At 55.5% G+C, this 19,736-nt stretch carries 14 protein-coding genes; 5 read left to right on the plus strand and 9 right to left on the minus strand.

The annotated features are described in order from the left end of the window. Window positions 1-185 precede the first annotated feature (185 nt). Both JT718_RS11840 and JT718_RS11845 read right to left on the minus strand, forming a co-directional pair. Window positions 186-1,301 (minus strand): S1 family peptidase, encoded by a 1,116-nt coding sequence (locus JT718_RS11840; RefSeq protein ID WP_205502907.1) that lies wholly within the window; start codon window positions 1,299-1,301, stop codon window positions 186-188. A 49-nt stretch (window positions 1,302-1,350) separates the two neighbouring features. After that, complete coding sequence (locus tag JT718_RS11845) at window positions 1,351-1,932, minus strand: RNA polymerase sigma factor (RefSeq protein WP_205502908.1); 582 nt, start codon at window positions 1,930-1,932, stop codon at window positions 1,351-1,353. 139 nt (window positions 1,933-2,071) lie between these two features. On the opposite strand from JT718_RS11845, the gene JT718_RS11850 reads away from it, so the two are divergent. Next, on the plus strand, window positions 2,072-2,302 hold the full coding sequence (locus JT718_RS11850) for a hypothetical protein (protein WP_205502909.1): 231 nt from the start codon (window positions 2,072-2,074) through the stop codon (window positions 2,300-2,302). A 149-nt stretch (window positions 2,303-2,451) separates the two neighbouring features. Here JT718_RS11850 and JT718_RS11855 read toward each other — a convergent pair whose 3' ends face one another. Beyond that, the gene (locus tag JT718_RS11855) at window positions 2,452-3,633 is read right to left on the minus strand and encodes a proline dehydrogenase family protein (protein ID WP_205502910.1); all 1,182 of its coding nucleotides are present in this window, start codon (window positions 3,631-3,633) and stop codon (window positions 2,452-2,454) included. Window positions 3,634-3,749: 116 nt separating this feature from the next. On the opposite strand from JT718_RS11855, the gene JT718_RS11860 reads away from it, so the two are divergent. Then, on the plus strand, window positions 3,750-4,859 hold the full coding sequence (locus JT718_RS11860) for a bifunctional 3-deoxy-7-phosphoheptulonate synthase/chorismate mutase type II (RefSeq protein ID WP_205502911.1): 1,110 nt from the start codon (window positions 3,750-3,752) through the stop codon (window positions 4,857-4,859). Window positions 4,860-4,993: 134 nt separating this feature from the next. Here JT718_RS11860 and JT718_RS11865 read toward each other — a convergent pair whose 3' ends face one another. Then, window positions 4,994-9,910, minus strand: a complete 4,917-nt coding sequence (locus tag JT718_RS11865) for a LamG-like jellyroll fold domain-containing protein (protein ID WP_205502912.1) — start codon at window positions 9,908-9,910, stop codon at window positions 4,994-4,996. 514 nt (window positions 9,911-10,424) lie between these two features. Here JT718_RS11865 and aroB point away from each other — a divergent pair. Next, window positions 10,425-11,465 (plus strand): 3-dehydroquinate synthase, encoded by a 1,041-nt coding sequence (gene aroB, locus JT718_RS11870; RefSeq protein WP_205502913.1) that lies wholly within the window; start codon window positions 10,425-10,427, stop codon window positions 11,463-11,465. After that, entirely contained in the window at window positions 11,462-12,703 is a 1,242-nt protein-coding gene (locus tag JT718_RS11875) for a 3-phosphoshikimate 1-carboxyvinyltransferase (RefSeq protein WP_205502914.1), read from the plus strand. The genes aroB and JT718_RS11875 overlap by 4 nt, the downstream gene beginning before the upstream one ends. An 87-nt stretch (window positions 12,704-12,790) precedes the next feature. On the opposite strand, the gene JT718_RS11880 is transcribed toward JT718_RS11875, so the two are convergent. After that, window positions 12,791-13,951, minus strand: a complete 1,161-nt coding sequence (locus tag JT718_RS11880) for a Gfo/Idh/MocA family protein (RefSeq protein ID WP_205502915.1) — start codon at window positions 13,949-13,951, stop codon at window positions 12,791-12,793. Window positions 13,952-14,287: 336 nt separating this feature from the next. Here JT718_RS11880 and JT718_RS11885 point away from each other — a divergent pair, with 336 nt between their 5' ends. Next, entirely contained in the window at window positions 14,288-14,830 is a 543-nt protein-coding gene (locus JT718_RS11885; protein WP_205502916.1) for a DUF4142 domain-containing protein, read from the plus strand. A gap of 115 nt (window positions 14,831-14,945) precedes the next feature. On the opposite strand, the gene JT718_RS11890 is transcribed toward JT718_RS11885, so the two are convergent. From JT718_RS11890 to JT718_RS11905, 4 genes are all read right to left on the minus strand, one after another. Then, a complete protein-coding gene (locus tag JT718_RS11890) occupies window positions 14,946-15,743 on the minus strand; it encodes an ABC transporter substrate-binding protein (RefSeq protein ID WP_205502917.1) in 798 nt (265 codons plus the stop codon). 24 nt (window positions 15,744-15,767) lie between these two features. Then, window positions 15,768-16,313 (minus strand): GNAT family N-acetyltransferase, encoded by a 546-nt coding sequence (locus JT718_RS11895; protein WP_205502918.1) that lies wholly within the window; start codon window positions 16,311-16,313, stop codon window positions 15,768-15,770. Between the two features lie 196 nt (window positions 16,314-16,509). Continuing rightward, window positions 16,510-17,580, minus strand: coding sequence for a M42 family metallopeptidase (locus tag JT718_RS11900; RefSeq protein ID WP_205502919.1), 1,071 nt, complete (start codon window positions 17,578-17,580; stop codon window positions 16,510-16,512). A 195-nt stretch (window positions 17,581-17,775) separates the two neighbouring features. Beyond that, the gene (locus JT718_RS11905) at window positions 17,776-19,338 is read right to left on the minus strand and encodes an acyl-CoA carboxylase subunit beta (RefSeq protein WP_205502920.1); all 1,563 of its coding nucleotides are present in this window, start codon (window positions 19,336-19,338) and stop codon (window positions 17,776-17,778) included. Window positions 19,339-19,736: the final 398 nt, after the last annotated feature.

Consider the following 19,736-nt stretch of genomic DNA (forward strand, 5'->3'; position numbering starts at 1 on the left):
ATGTAACATAGTGGTAATTGCTAGGGCCAGTCGCTAACTGGCAACTGGCAATTAGATTTTAATTAACGCAAGCAGTACGTATAAGTTACATGCACCCGGGGAGCCCGAAACAGAAAAGCCCGTGCTGGGCACGGGCTTTTTAGGGGTATTTTCAGCAAAAGGGGGTAAAAACAGCGTTTTCTGGGTTAGTTGTAGACCTTTACCATATAGACAAAGTCCTGGAGCTTCTTGAGCTGCTGCGGGCGCGCTGTGCCGGCCAGGTTGTTGACCTTGGGCAGCGAGATGGGCTTTGGCAGGCGGTGCTCGGGCAGTTGCTCCAGCAGCGACAGCAGGTAGGCAGATTTCACCGCGAAGGCAGCCCCGTCCACTCCCAGCATCTTGCCGCTGATCACCCCAATCATGTTGCCGCGGTCATCCAGCAGCGGGCCGCCGCTGTTGCCGGGGTTCAGGGGAATGGAGATCTGGTAAGAGGCGGTATCGCCGTATACGCCGGACCGGGAACTGAGGGTGCCCTCGCCAAACACAATGTCCTCCCGGGGGTAACCCAGCGTGAACACGCGCTCGCCCAGGTCGCTTTCCTTCTGCTTGAACGAGTACGGCAGCTTGCCGAAGCCGGTGAAGGCGGTATCGGTCACGCGCAGCAGGGCCAGGTCGCGCACCTGGTCTGAGTAGATTTCCTCCACCTTGTACTTGGTGCCGCTCTTGTTCTCAATCATGAGCGAATCTGCCCCCTCAATGACGTGGTAGCTGGTGACAAAGTACCCGTCTGAGGTGAGCACGAAGCCGGTGCCCGAGAACTGGCCCGGATTGGCAGACGCGTTCTTGGGCGTGGCCACGCTGGGGTTGAGCAGGGCGTTCTGCTTGCGCTTCAGGTCCTCTACCTCGCGGCGCAGCTCCACGTAGCGGGCGGTTTGCTGCTTGGTGGCCGAGCGCCACATTTCCATGCCCAGCAAACTGCTGAACACCGTGACAATGGCCACGGTGGCGGCAACTCCCATGGTAGCCGCGTACCGGCGCATGAAAATCTGCATGGGCGTGCGGCGGCGCAACACCGGCACGGGGGCCGGGGTGGATTTCTGGTTTTCCTGTTGCCAGGCCTGGTGGTGCTGGTTCAGGCGGTCGCGCAGCGATTTCTGCCGGCCGTGGTTCTGCAGGGCGGCCGTGAACAGCTCCGCCTCCCGTACCCGCTGGGCGAACACGGGGTCAGCGGCCATGCGCTCCTGCAGGGCTCTGCGCTCTGCCGAGGTCACCTGGTGCTGGTGGAAGCGTTCCAGTAATTCTAATAATTCTCTGTCACTCATATATGGATAACATCCCTTACGGATGCGCTTTTATTATAAAGGCCTTGGCTCACGAGGGCACCTGGTAGTCCAGAAAGAACAGCTTTTTCAGGCGCATGAGGCACTTGTACTTCTGGTTCTTGGCCGAGTCTACGTTGTTGTAGCCAAACTTCTCGGTGATCTCGGGCATGCCCATGCTGCGGAGATAAAAATCTTCCAGCAGGGTTTTGCAAGGTTCGCCCAGTTGTGCCAGCGCGTTGGCCATGGCCTCAAACTTCAGCTCGTTCTGCTCGGCCAAGTCCACGTCGTCTTCCACCCGGGGGGCCAGCTCAGACTCGGTGTCTTCCACCATGCCGGGGCTGAAGCGGCTGCTTCTGGACAGCCGTTTCAGCCACAATCTCCTGCAGATGGAGTACAGGTACGTCTTAATCTGGCAGTTAAGCTCCAGTTGGCCCGCCTTGATCTTTTCATAGAAGACAATCACGGCCTCCTGAAAGATATCCTTGGCGTCATCCTCCGTTCCGCTGTTGCTCTGCACAAAGAACAGCACCATGGGGAAGTGGAGTTTGTATAACCTACTCAGTGCCATGTCGTCGTCCTGTAGAATTCCTTCTATGATGGCCGCATCGGTCACTAGCGCCTTACTAATCATGCTTGTCAATTAATACAGTTTCAGCCATTTAGTAACCCACAGAAAAAAAATAAAAAATTTCTGAAAACAGTGGGTTACCTGTGGGGGGGTAGTGGTATAAAGGTTCAAATTAACGCTAAAACCCTTAAAAAAAATTACAATGAAAAAGGTATTTTCTCTTGCCCTGGTAGCTGGTATGTTCGCTTTCGCTTCTTGCGAGTCTAAGCCTGCAACTGAAGGAACTGAAGGAGCTGCTACTGAAGCTACTTCTACTGACGCCGCTGCTACTGACGCTGCTGACGCTACTACTACTGACACTACTGCCACTACTGGCACCACTACTACTACTGATTCAGCTGCCGCTACTACTGGCACTACAACTGCTCAGTAATTTGTGGTGTGCGCAGGCACACTCCCAAAGACGAGTACAAGGCGTCTCTTACGTTCGCGTGAGAGACGCTTTCTTTTTTAAGCGAAAAGTCCGTTTTACGCCTGTTCTACCTAAAACAAGCCTAAAACGGACTTTTTAGTTTACTGCCGTTACTTTTTCCGGCGGCGCTCCAGCTCTTTTTTCACCAGCGAGAACTCGCGGCTGCTCTGGCCGGCAATGGCGGTATTCTCATCGGCGCGGCGCAGGAGGTAGGGCATCACGGCCTCCACGGGGCCGTAGGGCACGTATTTGGCTACGTTGTAGCCCGCGTGGGCCAGGTTGTAAGACAGGTTGTCGCTCATGCCCAGGAGCTGCGCAAAGTACACCCGCTCATCGTTGGGGGCAATGTTGTGTTGGTCCATGAGTTCCATGAGCAAATAGCTGCTTTGCTCGTTGTGGGTTCCGGCGCAGATGGCAAAACGGTCAATGTTGGCCACGCAGTAGGCCAGGGCCTCGTCGTAGAGGGCATCGGTGGCCTGTTTGGTGGGGTTGATGGGGTTCTGGTAGCCTTTCTGCTGGGCTGTGCGGCCTTCCTTCTCCATGTAGGCGCCCCGCACCAATTTTCCGCCCAGGTAGTACCCAAGTTTTCTGGCGCGTTCCACGTCGCGCTTGATCACGTCCAGGCGGTCGTGGCGGTAAAGCTGGTAGGTGTTGTACACAATGGGGCGCTCCTGGTTGTAGAGCTCCATCATGTCATAGCAGAGCTGGTCAATGGTTTCCTGCATCCAGCTTTCCTCGGCGTCAATGAACACGCGCACGCCGCGCTCAAAGGCTCGCTGGCAAATGGCTTTCACGCGGGCCCGCACCCGACCAAAGGCGGCTTTCTCAGCGGGGGTGAGTTCCTGGTCTGTCTGGGCTTTGGTGAGCAGGGCCGGGTCTCCCACGCCGGTTACCTTGAACACGCTGAACGGAATGTGCTCAGAAGTAGCGGCCATTTCAATGGTGGCGATGATTTCCTGCACGGTGTGGTCAAAGCTGGCCTCGTTGCTTTCGCCTTCCACGGAGTAGTCCAGGATGGTGCCAATGCCCGATCTGCCCAGGCGCTCAATGGTGGGTTTGCACTCCTGGATGGTCTCGCCACCGCAGAATTGCTCAAAGATGGTTTTTTTGATCAGGCCTTTCACGGGCAGGTTCCAACCCAGGGCCTTTTTCATCATGCCGCCTCCCATCTTCACCAGGGAGTTGTTGTTCATGGCCGCAAACAAGAGGTAGGTTTTGTAAAGCTCTGAGTCTGATTTATCAGCAAACGCAATGGCGGTATCTTCAAAGGAAACTTTTAGTGCAGGATTCATATATTAGGTGCTACAATTAAGCGCTGCAAAGATAACGTAAAAACGGTTGTTAGTTGTTTCCGGGCCGGTTTTCAAAAAGAGGCCTAAAAACAGCTAATCGCCTTAAACGCAAAGCCATGGAACGGAAAAAGGAACGCAATTATTTTCACCAGCTGAGTAAGCTGCGCCGCAGACCCCTGGCCGTTGCCGGCCCCTGCAGCGCCGAAACCCGGGAGCAGGTCCTGGACACTGCCCGCCAACTGAAAGAACTGCAGGTAGATATCTTCAGGGCCGGAGTCTGGAAGCCCCGCTCCAAGCCGGGCACCTTTGAGGGCGTGGGCACCGAGGGCATGAAGTGGTTGCAGGAGGTGCGGCAGACCTACGGGCTTCCGGTGGCCACCGAGGTAGCCAAACCCCACCACATTGAAACCGCGCTCAGACACAACATAGACGTGCTCTGGATTGGGGCCCGCACCACCGTGAATCCGTTTGACGTACAGGAACTGGCCGAGGCCTTGCGCGGCACCCACGTGCCCGTGATGGTGAAGAACCCGGTAAACCCGGACCTGAGTCTCTGGGCCGGGGCCATTGAGCGGCTCTGGGCAGCCGGCGTGCAGGACGTAGCCGCCATTCACCGGGGCTTCTCTACCTATGAACCTACCCAATACCGCAACGTGCCCCTTTGGCAGATTCCCATCCAACTCAAAGGCCTGTACCCCCATTTGCCGGTGGTGGTAGACCCCAGCCACATTGGCGGGAAACCAGACCTGATTCTGCCCATCTCACAGAAAGGGCTGGATCTGGATTTTGAGGGCGTTATGATTGAAACGCACCCCAACCCCACAGCGGCACTTTCTGACGCAGAGCAGCAGATCACGCCCGCCGCCCTGGGCGAGATTCTGGAAAAACTGCAGGTGCGCAGCCTCCCCGATGCGGCGTTCATCAGCCGTACCGAACAGCTGCGCCAGAAAATTGACCGCGCCGACCGCGAGATCATTGAGGCCTTGGCCCGGCGCATGCGCCTGGTGGAGAAGATTGGCGAAGACAAAAAAGAAAACAACATTGCCGTACTGCAACCCGACCGCTGGAAAAGCATCTTTGAAACCCGCAAAGAATGGGCCCGCCAGATGCAGGTAAACCCCGAGTTTGCGGCGGAACTGTATGAGTTGATCCACCTGGAGTCCATCAGGGTGCAGACCGAGATTGTGGAAGCAGACTTAACCAAAAACCTGACCGCTGAACAGTAGGGAACTACCCCAGAAGGTGCAAATCATTTTAGGGGGACTTTTCAGAAAACGGCACTCAACGGAGTGCGGTAAAAAATAGCCCAACAAAAAAGGCCCAACTCAATTGGGCCTTTTTTGTTGGGAAGGGTAAGAGGTTACTTTTCTACCACAAAGCGTTTGGTGTGAATAGATGTCTCCGTTACAAGCTTGAGCAGGTAAACGCCAGATTGCAGGTTAGCAGCGTCAAGTTCCACTGCCTGGAGTTGTTGCTTGTCTGCTTTTCCGCGGGTAAGGGTTTTAACCAGGCTGCCTTTCATATCATATACTTCCAGAGAGTAGTGGCCGGCGTTTGGTACGGCAAACTGAACGCTGCTCTTGTTTGAGACAGGGTTAGGATTGATAGACAGGGTAGGTGCTGTAACTTCTGCTTGGGTCTGGGAAAGGCTGTTGCTGGCCAAAGTTGAGGTGCAAGAACCCAACTGGCAGCCATGGCTCAAGTGATCCTGAACAGAGGCCGGGTCAATGCAAATCTCTTTCCCATTGTGGCAGACCACCACTTTGTTGTTGGCACAACGGGCATCCAGCACGGTAACGGTTACCGTTTCAGTAGCTGAGCAGCCGTATTCGTTCAGGGTGGTTACCTCAAACGTGTAGGTACCCGCAGCGGTAGGCGTGAAAACCGTTTGGCTGCCTGTAGTGGTGCTTAACCCAACTTCCGGGCTCCAGCTAAACTCAGCAGAGGTAGGATTGGAGGCGGTCAGGGTCAGGCTTTGCGCGCCATAGCCTAATACAACCGTATTCGCAGTGGTGCCGGTGAACGTCTGGTTCTCTCTGGAAACCGCAATGGCCGGTGCCGGAATTTCGCCCAGTACTGTCACGGTGGCCTGCGCCGTACTCACGTTTCCGTTGGTGTCTGTGACCGTAAGCGTGACCTGGTTGGCGCCCAGTTGTCCACAGCCAAAGGTGGTTTGGCTCAGTTCCAAAGAAGCAATCCCGTACTGGTCTGAGCTGCCATTGTCCACGTCTGCGGGGGTAATGACGGCCTGCCCGTTTGCGGCAAGCGTAACGGAAATATCCTTTGCTGAAGCAGTTGGCGGCACCAGGTCCTGCACCACAAACGACCAAACATCGCCGGTGGCTACTTCCCCGTCCCGCACGGCATCAACCCGCCAGAAGTAGTTTCCTAGGGCGGCCGCACCTGGCAGTTGGTAGCTGTTCTGCGTCACAGAAGCCTGTAACGCAAGGTTCTCGGGGGTGGTACCCGCGTAAACCTTAAACGTTTGGGCTTCGCCCTCCCAACCGAGGGTGATGTTGTCAGGAGCTATGCCCATGGCGGCGTTTGCCGGAGAAGGCGCTGTTGTTTTGGCTACCAGTGGCGTGTTGCTCAGTACCAGGGCGATGTCAGCGGGTGACAGGGCGTAGTTGTAAAGGCGCACGTCGTCCAGGGCATCACGGTAAGGTTTGTTTTCCGTGGAGTTGCCCAGCGTCAGGTTGGTTGCTTTACCAATAGAGCCCGTGGTGTACGCCTTAGAACCGGCCAGCACACCATCAATGTAGAGCCTTATCTGTTTGGCCTCTGTATCACGAACAGCGATGATGTTTTTCCAGGTGTTGGTGAACAGGTGGTAGGGGGCGGCGCTTACCCGCACGGTTACATCAGTCTTGGTTTTACCGTCATCAATGGCAAATACCAGGTTCCCGTCGCGCAATTGTAAACCGTACCACTTCCCGGTGGTAGCTTCAAAGGTGCCTTTGTGGAGCAGGTAGGTATCGCCGCCGGTGGAAGAAGTATACGTGTTAGCCGGAATCTTCACCCACATGGAAATGGTAAAAGCGTTCTGGTCAAAGAGCAAGTGATCGGTGTGGGGGATCACTACCGAGCCCGTCGCCGCCGGGGTATTGAAGGCTAGACCGCCGCCTATTTTTCCGGGGGTAGTCCACTCGGCATTGGCCATGTTGGTGAGGGTGCCCGCGTGCTGGTAATTACTGTTGTCCTGGGCCACAGTGCCGGTGGTCTCGTCCAGTTTCCAATGCCCTACCAGGCCTTTGGGGTTCCCGGTCTTGAAGGTCCAGGTGCTGCCGGTGGTGGTACCCAGGGCACTCACGGCGTCTACCCGCCAGAAATAGGCGGTCTTAGGAACCAGGTCTGAAAAGGTGATGGTTGGGTTTGTAAGTTCTACCTCGCTCAAAAAGCTCAGGTTATTGGGGTCGGTGCCCAGGTAGACTTTGTATTGGTCGGTTTTCAGGCCGCCTTTCCAGGAAACGTCTGCATTACTGAAGCCTTCCAGCACCGTGTTGTTGGCCAAAGACGGGTCATAGGCCTGTAAAGGCAGGGGGCTGGTATGGTGCAGGGCCATCACTTCCTGGTCCGTTAAGGAGTAGTTGAAGATTTTCAGGTCATCCAACATGCCTTTGTAGGGAGCCGGTTGGTTGGCAGAAGACAGGAACTCCAGCTCGCCAATGTTCCCGATGATCAGGGCGCTGGCTTCGCCAATCCCCACGGCTTTCACGCCGGTTTGCTCTTTGACCAGGGAGCCGTTCAGGTACAACAGGAGCTTTTTGCTGGCTGCGTCTCTGATGGCCACCACGTGCACCCAATCACCGGTGAAGAATGGAAGGCCGCTCGCCTGCAGCTCATCTTTGTTTACATCATCATCAATGGCAAACCTGATCTGCTTGTTTTTAAACTCAATGTCGAAACGCTTGCCGGTGGCGCCGGTGGTGGCATTCCGGGTGATGGAGCCTTTGCATAGCAGGTAGGAGCTGGTGTTGTTGTCCTGCGGCAGCATAGAAGGGTTGGCCTTCATCCAGAACGAAAGCGTGAAAGAGCTCTTGTCCAGGAACAACTGGTCCTGGTTGGGCACGCTTACCACGTAACGGTCGGTGCTGGCGGTGGCAAAATCCAGCGCGTTGTTTACCTTGCCCGCTACCCTGATGCTTTGGTCATCGTCATCCAGGCCCAGAACCCCGTGGTTCTCAAAGGCAGAGGAATCGGTGATCTGGGTACCAGCCTCTTCGGTCTCGTCAAAGCTGTAATGGCCCACCAACTGCGGCGGAATAGACTTGACGGTTCTGAACGACCATACCTCGCCGTCTGAGGTGCCTTTCTCATTGGTGGCATCTATGCGCCAGTAATAGGTTGCGTTTTCCTCGAGGCCCGTGATCTCATACGAGGGACTGGCCACATACGCTAACTCTGCCTTAGGGGCGAGGTTCTCGGGGCTGGTGCCGAAGTGGAGGGTGTAGGTGACCGTATTGCTGCTGCCTGTCCAGCGCAGGGTGGTTGTCCCGGCCGTTAACTCTACCTGCTGAAAGCCGTTGCCCGGCGAAGGAGAAGTTGCCACTGCAGGGGCGGTGGGCAGAGCCGGGGTCTTGATGGAGACCGGCGCACTGAACGCCGAAGCCTCTGTTCCACTCACCGCTTTCAGGCGGTAGTGATAGGTTTTGTTGGGCAATAAACCCGCATGGTCTGTATAGGTGGTGGCATTAGCTTCCAGCTGGGCGATTTGGGTAAAAGTAACCCCATCTTCAGAGCGCTCCAGCAAGAAGTAATCTTCCTCCGCTGAATTGTCTTTCCAGTTCAATACCACCTGGCTGCTGGGCGAAGGAAGTTCAGCGGACGTTGCCGCTCCTGTCACCTCTGAGGGAGACCTGATAAAGGCGGGGGGCGGGGTAGACTCCAGGGAGTTTACGTACACCTCAATGTTCAGGTACTGGGGGTGGGTGGCGCTGTAGGCCACGGCATCGGCCTTGTTGTTTTTGTCCAGGCCATTGGCTTCCTCCCAGGCATCCGGCATGCCGTCCTGGTCAGTGTCCAGGGGGGCTTCGGCGGAGAATACCTCTCCCAAGCCGCCGTTAGACAGAGGCAAATCGGTTTCGCGGTATACGTAGTGACCTTTGGTGCCGCGTGATTTTACTTCATCTATCAGGAAAGCATCTACCTGGTCGCGGCGCGGATAGCTGGCACCTACGCTGTCAATCACCCACTGGTACGCCTGCTCCGCAGTGAGCGTAGGGTTGGCCATGGGGTAGGGGAAAGGCTGGGCTTTGAAACCCTCAGGAGCAATGCCCGGGTACCCCGCTGAGGAAGCGTCGTACGGTACCAGGGTGCCGTCTAGCACGCCGTTTTTGTTGTTGTCATAGTAATTGCCGGCGCCGTACAGGAAGAAGCTGCCGGTGCCCCTGGAGAAAGGCGAGGCTCGGTTAGGTGGCGTGAGCGGTCCCCCCACAAAGTAATTGTTGATGATGTTCACCTCCGATACCCCCGAAGAGCCGCCCATGATATAGGCATCGCCTGACCAACCATAGTTCAGGTTATCGGCCAGGCGGTTGCCGTTGCCCCAGTCATACACCACGTTGTTCACAAACTCGTTCACCCCCTTTACCTTGGGGTTACGCGTTTTATTGCTGATGTACAGGTTGCGGATCAGGCTGATCTTGCCACCATCCGGGGTCTGGATCAATCCGCCCGCCGAGTGGTTGTCGCGGTGCAGCCCTTGCCCGATGATGGAGTTCTGAACCGTGATGTTGTCTGGGCTGGTGCCTTTGCCGTCCCAGTTGATGGAGAATACCTCATCCATGCCCCACGTGAACGACATATGGTCGAAGATCATGTTAGACCCGTTGGAAAGGCCAGAGGCATCTTTCCCAGCGTTACCGGTAGCGCCCAGCCTGATGCGGAGGTACCGGCAAATGGTGTTGCTGGAACTGGAGAAAGTGACTCGCTTATTGAATAGCACAATGCCCTCGCCGGGGGCGGTTTGCCCGGCAATGGTGGTGTTAGGGGGCACCACCACATCACTCTGTAAATGAATGATCCCGCTAACGGAAAACACCACAATCCTTCCCGACTTACTAACGGCCTCCCTGAAAGAGCCCGGACCACTGTCTTTGAGGTTGGTGACCACATACACTTCCTGGGTGGCTGCCCCGCGCGCACCCTGCGCAAACCGGCCGAAGCCTTTGGCCCCCGGAAACGCCAGCGTCTGCGCCTGGGCAGGCAGTAAACAAAAGAGAAGAGGTGCCAGCAGCAGGAGAGGCCAGTACCTTGCAAGCGGTGTAGATTTTTGCATGCTTTTGTAGGATTAGGTGAGAAATAGGATAGTGTTCAGGTATTCATTTGGGTGATATTGCTAAGGGTAAGAGGTAATATTTTGCGGAATGATGACGTACTGACGCTGTATTTTCAAAAGGATTCTATACACCTGTTGGTACGCTAGTCAATGATAGCAAAAGTGAAAGGGGAGGCTGTCCTGTGGTGTCCTGATAAAGTGCTCTATTTCTTTAGGTTAGAGGAATGGGGAACGGGGCGGCTCCTGCTTGCAGCGTTTCAGGGGCCTTTTCCTGAAAACGGCTTCAAAACACAACAGCGCTGCCTTGCTTCGTTTCATGGGCACATACCCACCGACTTTTTATTGCTAAGTTGGTAGTAACTTGCCCCGGTTTTTGCCGGCATTTGCCGCAGGATTTTATTTTTCTGATGATTTTGCTTTGAACTGCCCCCAGACATTGCCTTCTTTAAGGTTGCATCCTGTTTTGGGGCGGTTTTCACAGAATCGGCCCCAAAACCTCAATTGATAGAATACCTTGACCGAAGAAATTTTCATAGGGCCGCAAGCTGTCACCCAGCTACAGGAGTTGCTGCAGAACCGGGCCTTTCACAAGACGATGGTGCTGGTAGATGAGAACACCCATCGGCACTGCTATCCGCTCCTGAAACCGTTTCTGCCCCAGCACCACCACGTCATCCAGATTCAGAGCGGCGAGGACAATAAAACCCTGGCCACCTGCGAGCAGGTGTGGCGCGAACTCACCGATCAGGGCCTGGACCGATGGGGTTTGCTGGTGAACCTGGGCGGCGGCGTGCTCACAGATTTGGGCGGTTTCTGCGCCAGTTTGTACAAGCGCGGCATTAAATTCGTGAATGTGCCCACCACGCTTTTGTCGCAGGTAGATGCCAGCGTAGGCGGCAAGACCGGCATAGACTTCATGGGCTTCAAAAACCACATCGGGGTATTTCAGGAGCCATTGGCGGTGCTGGTAAACCCTGAGTTTCTGAAAACCCTGGATCTGCGCCAGATCAAATCCGGCTACGCCGAGGTGATCAAGCACTGGCTCATCATGGACGCCGACAAGTTCCAGGAGCAGCGCTATATAGGCCTGTTCACGGAAGACTGGACCGACCTCATCCGCCATTCCATTGACATCAAAAGCCGGGTAGTCACTGCTGACCCACTGGAGAATGGCTTGCGTAAAATCCTGAACTTCGGGCACACCATTGGCCATGCGGTGGAGAGCTTCTACCTGGAGAAACCGGGCCAGATGCTGCTGCACGGCGAGGCTGTTGCGGTGGGCATGCTCTGCGAGGCCTGGCTTTCGGTGCAGCACCAGTTGTTGTCGCCGGAGGAGTTGGGCCAGATTGAGACGTTTATCATGTCTATCTACGAGAAAGTGAAACTGCCCGAGGCAGACGTGCAGGCCATCAGTCAATTGTGCCTGCACGATAAAAAGAACAGCGGCGCCACCATCAACTGCACCCTGCTGCAGAAGATCGGCGAGGCCGTGTATGACCAACCTATCACCTTACCCGAGGTACAGAGTGCCTTGCGCTATTACCAGTTACTATGATTTCAGCTGCTGCCGTGCGCGTGTCGCACCCAACGGGCGTGGTGCGCGGGCGCGTGACCTTGCCCGCCTCCAAAAGCGAAGCCAACCGTGCCCTCATCATCCGGGCTTTATCGGGGAAAGAATTCCCTATCCATAACCTGTCAGACGCCAACGACACCCAACTCCTGAACCGCCTACTTTCCACGCCCGCCGGCGAAGAAGTAAGCGCTGAAGATGCGGGTACCGTGATGCGTTTCCTAACCGCCTATTACGCCGCCACGGGCCAGAAACTGGTGCTCACCGGTACGCCGCGCATGTGCCAGCGGCCCATCGGGGTCCTGGTGGATGCGCTGCGGCAGTTGGGGGCCCAGATTGAATACTTGGGACAGGAAGGCTATCCGCCCATGAAGATGAACGGCTTTGAACCCAGCGGCACCAACCAACTGATCGTCCGTTCCGACATCAGCAGCCAGTACATCTCGGCGCTGCTTATGATAGGCCCGTTATTGCCGGACGGGTTGGAACTGACCCTGGAAGGGAAAATCAGCTCGGAGCCGTACATCAGGATGACTTTGGCCCAGATGGCGCATTTTGGCGTGCAGGCCACCTTTGAGGGGCAGAAGATCTCCGTGCCCAGGCAGGAATACCAGGCCAAAGAATACACGGTAGAGTCTGACTGGAGCGCGGCCAGTTACTGGTACAGCATTGCGGCCTTGGCCCCGGAAGCAGACCTGTTTTTGCCAGCCCTGCGCCAAGATTCTCTGCAAGGCGATAGCGTGCTGCCTACTCTCATGGCTCCGTTTGGCGTGCAGACCCGGTTCACTCCCGAAGGTGTGCAGCTGACCAAACAGCCGGTGCAGGAGCGACTGGAGCGCATTGATTTCTTCGCCTGCCCAGACCTGGCCCAGACCGTAGCTGCGTTGGCCGCAGGGTTAGGAGTAGAAGTGGAAATGACCGGCCTAGAAAGCCTCCGCATCAAAGAAACCGACCGTATTGCCGCCCTGCAGGCCGAACTGGTGAAAGTAGGAGCGGAGCTAAAGGAAACGGAACCAGACATTTTCAAGGTGTTTTTGACAAATCAGCCCAAAAACGAAGCCTCTATCCATACCTATGAAGACCACCGCATGGCCATGGCTTTCGCGCCCTTGGCCTTGAAGCAGCCGCTGGTGATTGAAGAACCCAAAGTAGTGCGCAAGTCTTACCCCAGGTATTGGGACGAGCTTCAAAAAGCGGAGTTTCAAGTAGAAGTTATAGATTGAACCGCTAAGTTTTAGGAGGATTTACGATTAGGGGACGTTTTCCCAAAAACGGCCCCTAATCGTTCGTGCTGATTCATTTCCTAATTCTCAATTCTTGATTGAAACCGGTTTGCCTTTCTTCGCCGATTCATAGATGGCCATTATCAGCTTCACGTCCTGCAAACCTTCTTCGCCGGGCGTCTTGGGGGTTTTGTTCTCTAGAATACATTGCGAAAGGTGGTCCATCTCTAGGGCAAATTGGTTCTCCTCCTTTATTTTCATTTCCTGCTTGCCTTCTTTCCCGCCCAGAATAAGGTTGTGCTCATAATAGTCGGTGGCGGGGTCCAGGGTGAGGGTTTTCTCTGAACCGAAGACCTGCAGGCGTTTGGTGTCGGCGTAGCCGTAACTGGAAGTGCAGTTGGCTTGTACCCCGCTGGGGAAGCGCAGCACGAAGTTCACGTTCTCCTCCACTTCTTTGAAGCGCGGATCGCCGGGCGTGCTGTAGATCATGGCGCTTACCTCGGTAGGTTCTTCGCCGGTAATGTAGCGCGCGGCCTGCAGGCTATAAATGCCAATGTCCATGAGCGACCCGCCGCCGGCCAGCTTTCGTTCGGCCCGCCACTTGTCCTGTGGCTTGGAGGGGTCTAAGATGCGGCCGTGGTCTGAGGTAATTACCTTCAGTTTTCCCAATTTGCCGCCCTGCGCCAGTTCAATGGCTTTCAGGTTGAAGGGTTCATACTGCGCCCGGTAGGCAATCATGAGCTTCTTGCCGGCCTTCTTACAGGCGTCTATCATCTTCTCGCAGTCTTCCACGCTGGTGGCCATGGGCTTCTCGCACATGATGTGCTTGCCCGCCTGGGCGCCCCGTATGGTGTACTCGGCGTGCATGGAGTTGGGCAGCACAATGTAGATCACGTCTACCTCGGGGTTGTCTTTGAGCGAGTCATAGTTCTGGTAGTTGTAGATGTTCTTGGGGTTTACGCCATGCTCGGCCGCAATGCGCTGGGCCTTGGCCGCATCGCCGCTCACCAGGGCCACCAGCTTGGAGTGCTTGCACACCGGAAATGACGGAATCAGTTGCTTGGTTGCGAACTCGCCCAAGCCTACCACGGCCCAGCCTATTTTCTTGTTTGCCATAGGGGAAGAGGTTTTTTCTAGGGTGAAAGGATCGGCTATTGCCTGTAGGGGCGAGAGGCTGGCGGCGGCCATGCTCAGCCCCACACGTTTCATGAACTTTCGTCTGGACGACTCCTTGCTGAGGTGTGCCATGAGGGAAAATTTGTTGCTATACATCTGTAAACGAGTCCACTGCCGCACTGTTTCGGTGCTCCAATCACAACCGGCTAAAGCCATTTTTGTTGGGCGCAAGGGCCCCATCTTTCCCTTCTGTGTAAGACTCAGGCCAGGGTTTTGGCAGGATTGGTTCTGTGGTTAGCACCTGTCTTAACCCTGCCGCAGTATCTACTTTCATGTAAGTAGAACATGATTATTTCTATCTGGGATTCAGTAGTTGAGTGTCCCTGTTTGTTTGAAAGTGAACTTTTCCGATAGGGTGTCCGTTGTATTGTTAGATGAGCGATCATCATAACCACTAAAACTACAACTATGAAAAAGGTAAAAATGTGGGGGCTGGTTTCTGCTTTCTTTATGGGTAGCCTGACACTGGTCTCATGCTCTAAAGTAGACAAGGAGGCATCTGCCGCTGAGAAAGCAAAAGTTCAGGAGTTCCTGACGCAGGCCGCTTCTACCGATAACTTCCAGTTGATGGCCGGTATGATGGCCGGCGACCAGGGCAAGAAAGCCGATGTAGGCGCCCTGGGCCAGAAGATCTACCACGTGCACTCCAGAACCACGCCGGTTCTGGCAGAGATAGCCAAGAAAAAGGACGTGCAACTGCCCGCTGAGATGGGAACTGCCAAGAAAGCCTTGGTAGACAGCCTGGAAGCGAAAAAAGGCGCAGACTTTGACGAGGCCTTCGCTGAGGCTGAGATTGCCGCCCACCAGGAGGCCATCGCCCTCTACGAGAAAGCCGACAAAGAAGTGCAGGACCAGGATGTGCAGTCTTTCATAGACCAGGTGCTCCCAGTCTTAAAAGAACACCTCACTGAGGCCCAGGAATTAAAGAACGGGCTCAGCAGCCCTAAATAATATACGCCTAATGTAACAAGAGCGCCCTTTCACCCCGCAGGTGGAAGGGCGCTCTCGTTTTCGGGCCCTTTTGCTTAAAATGGGCTAAAAACAACAAGGCAAAATTAGAAAGGGGCTACTTCTCCGCAGCGCCCACTTCCTGGATGAGTTGTTGCAAATAAGAAACCGAGTGCACCAGCCGGCTGCCGTACCAACTGAACAGCTCGCCGTCTACCACCCTGATCTTGGCCTCCGGACAAAGGGCCTGGAACTCGGCTATGTGTTTTTCCTGGAAAGGGTAGGGCTCTGAGGAAAGCAGCAAAAGGCGGGGGGCGGCTTCCCGCAGCTGTTCGGGGCTGACCTCTGGGTATCTGGGCAGGTGCCCAAAAACGTTTCGGAAACCGCAAAGGTGGAGGAGGTGGTCAATGAAATTGTGGTTGCCTACCGCCATGTACGGCTTGCGCCAGATAAAATAGGCGGTAGATATGGGCGGCGCGGCGGGCTGTAGGGTGGAGAACTGCTGTTGTAGCCGGGAAACCAAGTCCTTGGCCCGCGGTTCGGTGCCGGTCACCTGGCCCAGGGAGACCATCATCTCAAACGCATCTTGCAGCGTGTAAATATCGCTCAGCCAGACGGGATAGTGCTGCTGCAGTTGCTCAATGCCCTCGCGGTAATTCTCTTCCTTGTTGCCAATGATCAGGTCTGGTTTTAATTGGTGGATTGCCTCAAGGTGGAAGTTCTTGGTGCCGCCCACCTTTGGCTTGAGTTTCACCTGCTCCCCGGGATGGATGCAGAACTTGGTAACGCCCACCACCCGGTCGGCAAGGCCCAGGTGGAACAGGAGCTCGGTCTGCGAGGGAACCAGCGAGATGATGCGTTGGGGCGGTTGGGGCAGAGAAACGGTGTTGCCCAGTTGGTCTACAAAAGAAAGCACTTTAGTTAGGATAGAGCGTGAAAATCAGGAATTGGGCCGCTGCTGCCATTCATGGTCCAAAAGAGCGTACACGTAAGAGTCGCACCACTCGCCCTTGATGAAGATGTTCTCCCGGAAATGAGCCTCGCGGCGCATGCCCAGCTTTTCCATGACGCGGTAAGAGGCCACGTTTCTGGGATCGCAGTCGGCCCAGATGCGGTGGAGGTAGAGTTCCTCAAACCCGAACTTCATTAAGGCGGCGGCGGCCTCTGTGGTGTACCCTTTGTTCCAGTAGGTCTGGTTGAGGATGTACCAGAGCACGGCCTCCTCGGCGTCATGGTCTACTTTCATGCCCACCCGGCCAATGAGCATCTGGGTGGACTGCAGCACAATAGCCAGGTCATACAAGGAGCGGGGTTCTTCCCGGGCCTCGGCTATGCAGCTTTTGATGTACTCCAGGCTCTCCTTGCTGCTGCGCACCTGGCTGGTCTGGTAGCGCATCACCTCTTCATTGGCCTCGTAGAGGTGCGTGAAGTGCCAGTCCTCTTCCTTGAACTCGCGTAGGAGCAAACGGGTGGTGAGCAGTTGCATCAAGAATAAAGATAATCCTGGGGTTGAAGATAGGCAATATTGAGCTCTCTTTGCTAGCCTTTTACCGGGTTTAAAGCGCTGGGTTTAGATGCGAAAGGGTTAAAACACAAAGACCTGTGAGGTTCTGGAAACCCCACAGGTCTGGTGTAATGTCTGCGTTTTGAGCCTGTTTTCTGAAAAACAGACTCAAAACGGCCTATTTCAGGTACCGGAAGTCGTGGCCGCTCTCTAGTTGCGTGAGGAAGTGGTAGAACAACTGAATGATGCTTTCCACGTCGTCTTTGTGCACGGTTTCCACGGTGGTGTGCATGTATTTGAGCGGCAGCGAGATGAGGGCAGAGGCAACACCCTCAGAGGAGTAGGCGAAGGCATCGGTGTCGGTGCCGGTGGCGCGGGTGGCTGCCGCCCGCTGGAACGGGATCTCGTTTTTCTGGGCCACGTCAATGAGCATGTTGAGCACGTTGTTCTGCACGGCCGGGCCGTAGGTAAGCACCGGGCCTTTGCCGCAGTGCAGGTCGCCGTTGGCTTTTTTCTCGTAGCCCTGGCTCTGCGTGTCGTGGGTCACGTCGGTGATGATGGCCAGGTTGGGCTTGATGCGGTGGGCAATCATCTCGGCGCCGCGCAGGCCAATCTCTTCCTGCACCGCGTTGACAATGTACAGCCCGAAGGGCAGCGTTTTGCCGTTTTCCTTGAGCATGCGCGCCACTTCGGCAATCATGAAGCCGCCAATGCGGTTGTCCAGGGCGCGGCCCACGTAGAACTTGTCGTTCATCACCCAGAACTCGTCGTCAAAGGTGACCACGCAGCCCACGTGAATGCCCATGTCCTCCACTTCCTGCTTGTTGGCCGCGCCGCAGTCCAGGAAAATGGTCTCCACGGTGGGGGCTTTGTCCTGGTCTGGCTTGCGCACGTGAATGGCCGGATACCCGAACACCGCTTTCACCGGACCGTTTTGGGTATGGATGTTCACCCGCTTGGAGGGGGCAATCACGGCATCGGAACCCCCGTTGCGGCGCACGTAGATGTATCCCTCTGGGGTGATGTAGTTCACAAACCAGGCAATCTCGTCGGCGTGGGCCTCAATCACCACTTTGTATTCGGCCTTGGGGTTAATCACGCCCACCACCGTACCGTAGGTGTCTACAAAATACTCATCAATGTACGATTTAATGTAGTCTAACCACAGTTGCTGGCCCGGGGTCTCAAAGCCAGTTGGGGCGGCATTGTTGAGGTAGGTCTTAAGAAATTCAAAGCTTTCTTCTCTCATAGCTTTCTGTTTAGGCGGAGCAAAGCACTCTCCGGATGTTGTTTGTCAGGTGTAATAATTGCTGGCCGGGGTGCTTTGAGGTCACCGGCCAAAGGCGCCATTGAATATTGAATAATAAATTCTAGCCGTTGGGTTTTCAGAGGCCGGACCCTGGCTGGGAAAGCCGGTTGCCTGCCTCTTTGGATACACGCGGCCTTATAGGGGAATGTTCCCGTGTTTTTTCTTGGGTAACTGGTCTACTTTGTTTTCCAGCATCTTAAACGCCTTGATGAGTTTAGCGCGGGTCTGTGACGGATAGATCACCTCATCCACAAAACCGCGGTGGGCGGCCCGGTACGGCGTGGCGAACTTCTCCTGGTACTCGGTCACTTTCTCGGCCAGTTTGGCCTCGGGGTCTTCAGAAGCGGCAATCTCGCGTTTAAAGATGATTTCGGCGGCACCTTTGGCACCCATCACGGCAATCTCGGCGGTAGGCCAGGCGTAGTTCAAATCAGCGCCAATGTGCTTGGAGTTCATCACGTCGTAGGCCCCGCCATACGCTTTTCTGGTGATCACGGTTACACGGGGAACGGTGGCCTCGCAGAAGGCATAGAGCAGTTTAGCGCCGTTGGTGATGATGCCGCGCCATTCCTGGTCAGTGCCAGGGAGGAAGCCGGGAACGTCTTCCAGCACCAGCAGCGGAATGTTGAAGCAGTCGCAGAACCGCACAAAACGGGCCGCTTTGGTGCTGGCGTTGATGTCCAGAACCCCCGCCAGAACCGCCGGCTGGTTGCCCACAATCCCGATGCTGCGACCGGCCAGTCGTGCAAAGCCCACCACAATGTTCTCCCCAAAGTTCTTGTGCACCTCCAGGAAAGAACCGGTGTCAATGATGCCCTCAATCACCTCCCGGATGTCATACGGCTGGTTGGGGTTGTCTGGCACGATGGTGTTGAGTACCTCGCGGGTCTCGTCGCCTTGGGGCTCATACGGCAGGGCAGGGGGCAATTCCTCGCAGTTCTGCGGCATGTAGCTGAGCAGTTGCTTAATGTTCTGGATGCACTCCACCTCATTGGCGCAGGAAAAGTGCGTAACGCCGCTCTTGGTGCTGTGGGTGCTGGCCCCGCCCAGTTCCTCTGAGGTCACGGTTTCATGGGTCACGGTCTTTACCACGTTAGGCCCCGTCACGAACATGTAGGAGGTGTTCTCCACCATCAGGATAAAGTCTGTGATAGCGGGGGAGTACACGGCCCCACCGGCGCAAGGCCCCATCACAGCCGAAAGCTGCGGGATAACGCCGGAGGCCAGGGTGTTTTTATAGAAAATATCGGCGTAGCCACCCAGGGAAACCACGCCTTCCTGAATGCGGGCCCCGCCCGAGTCGTTGAGGCCAATCACGGGGGCGCCGTTCTTCATGGCCAGGTCCATGATCTTCACAATCTTCTCGGCGTGGGTCTCAGAGAGGGAACCGCCGAACACGGTAAAGTCTTGCGAGAACACGTACACCAGCCGGCCATTCACGGTTCCGTAGCCGGTGACCACGCCATCGCCCAGGTAGTATTCTTTGTCCAGCCCGAAGTCTTTGGAGCGATGCATCACAAACTTGCCAATTTCCTCAAAAGAACCTTCGTCTAGCAGTAAGTCAATGCGCTCGCGGGCGGTGAGTTTGCCTTTTTTGTGCTGGGCATCAATGCGCGCCTGGCCGCCTCCTAAGAGCGCCTCGGCATTTTTGCGGTCTAATGTCTCAAATTTACTGTTGTGCGATAGCTGGTCTGACATTGATGCAATTTAATGTTGGTACAAGAAATCAAATTTAGAAAAGTTTGGGGCAGAGTGAAATTTTTGGGGTACTTTTCTTATAGATCGGCAATTCAGGGGCACAATTAGATTTTTTACAGGAACGGTAGCATTGGCATGCTGCCTGCTCCGCCTTCTGTGGTGAAACCCGCCGCCCTGTTTTGGAGCCGTTTAGCCAAAAGTAGCCCCTAACTGCCCGGCGGCAACGCCTCGTGCGCTATTTTCATTTTGCCGGCGTGGGCAAGGCCTGCGGCCGCTTCTCTTTCTTGCCTTACTTCAAAGTCCTGCTTTGCACGGCTTCCCACCACCGGGGGGACCGTTTGCCGCCTGTTTTCTGAAAAACATCCCAGAAACAAAAAAGGCTGACAGAATGTCTGTCA

Source organism: Rufibacter psychrotolerans, from assembly GCF_016924645.1.
Taxonomy (GTDB): Bacteria; Bacteroidota; Bacteroidia; order Cytophagales; family Hymenobacteraceae; genus Nibribacter; species Nibribacter psychrotolerans.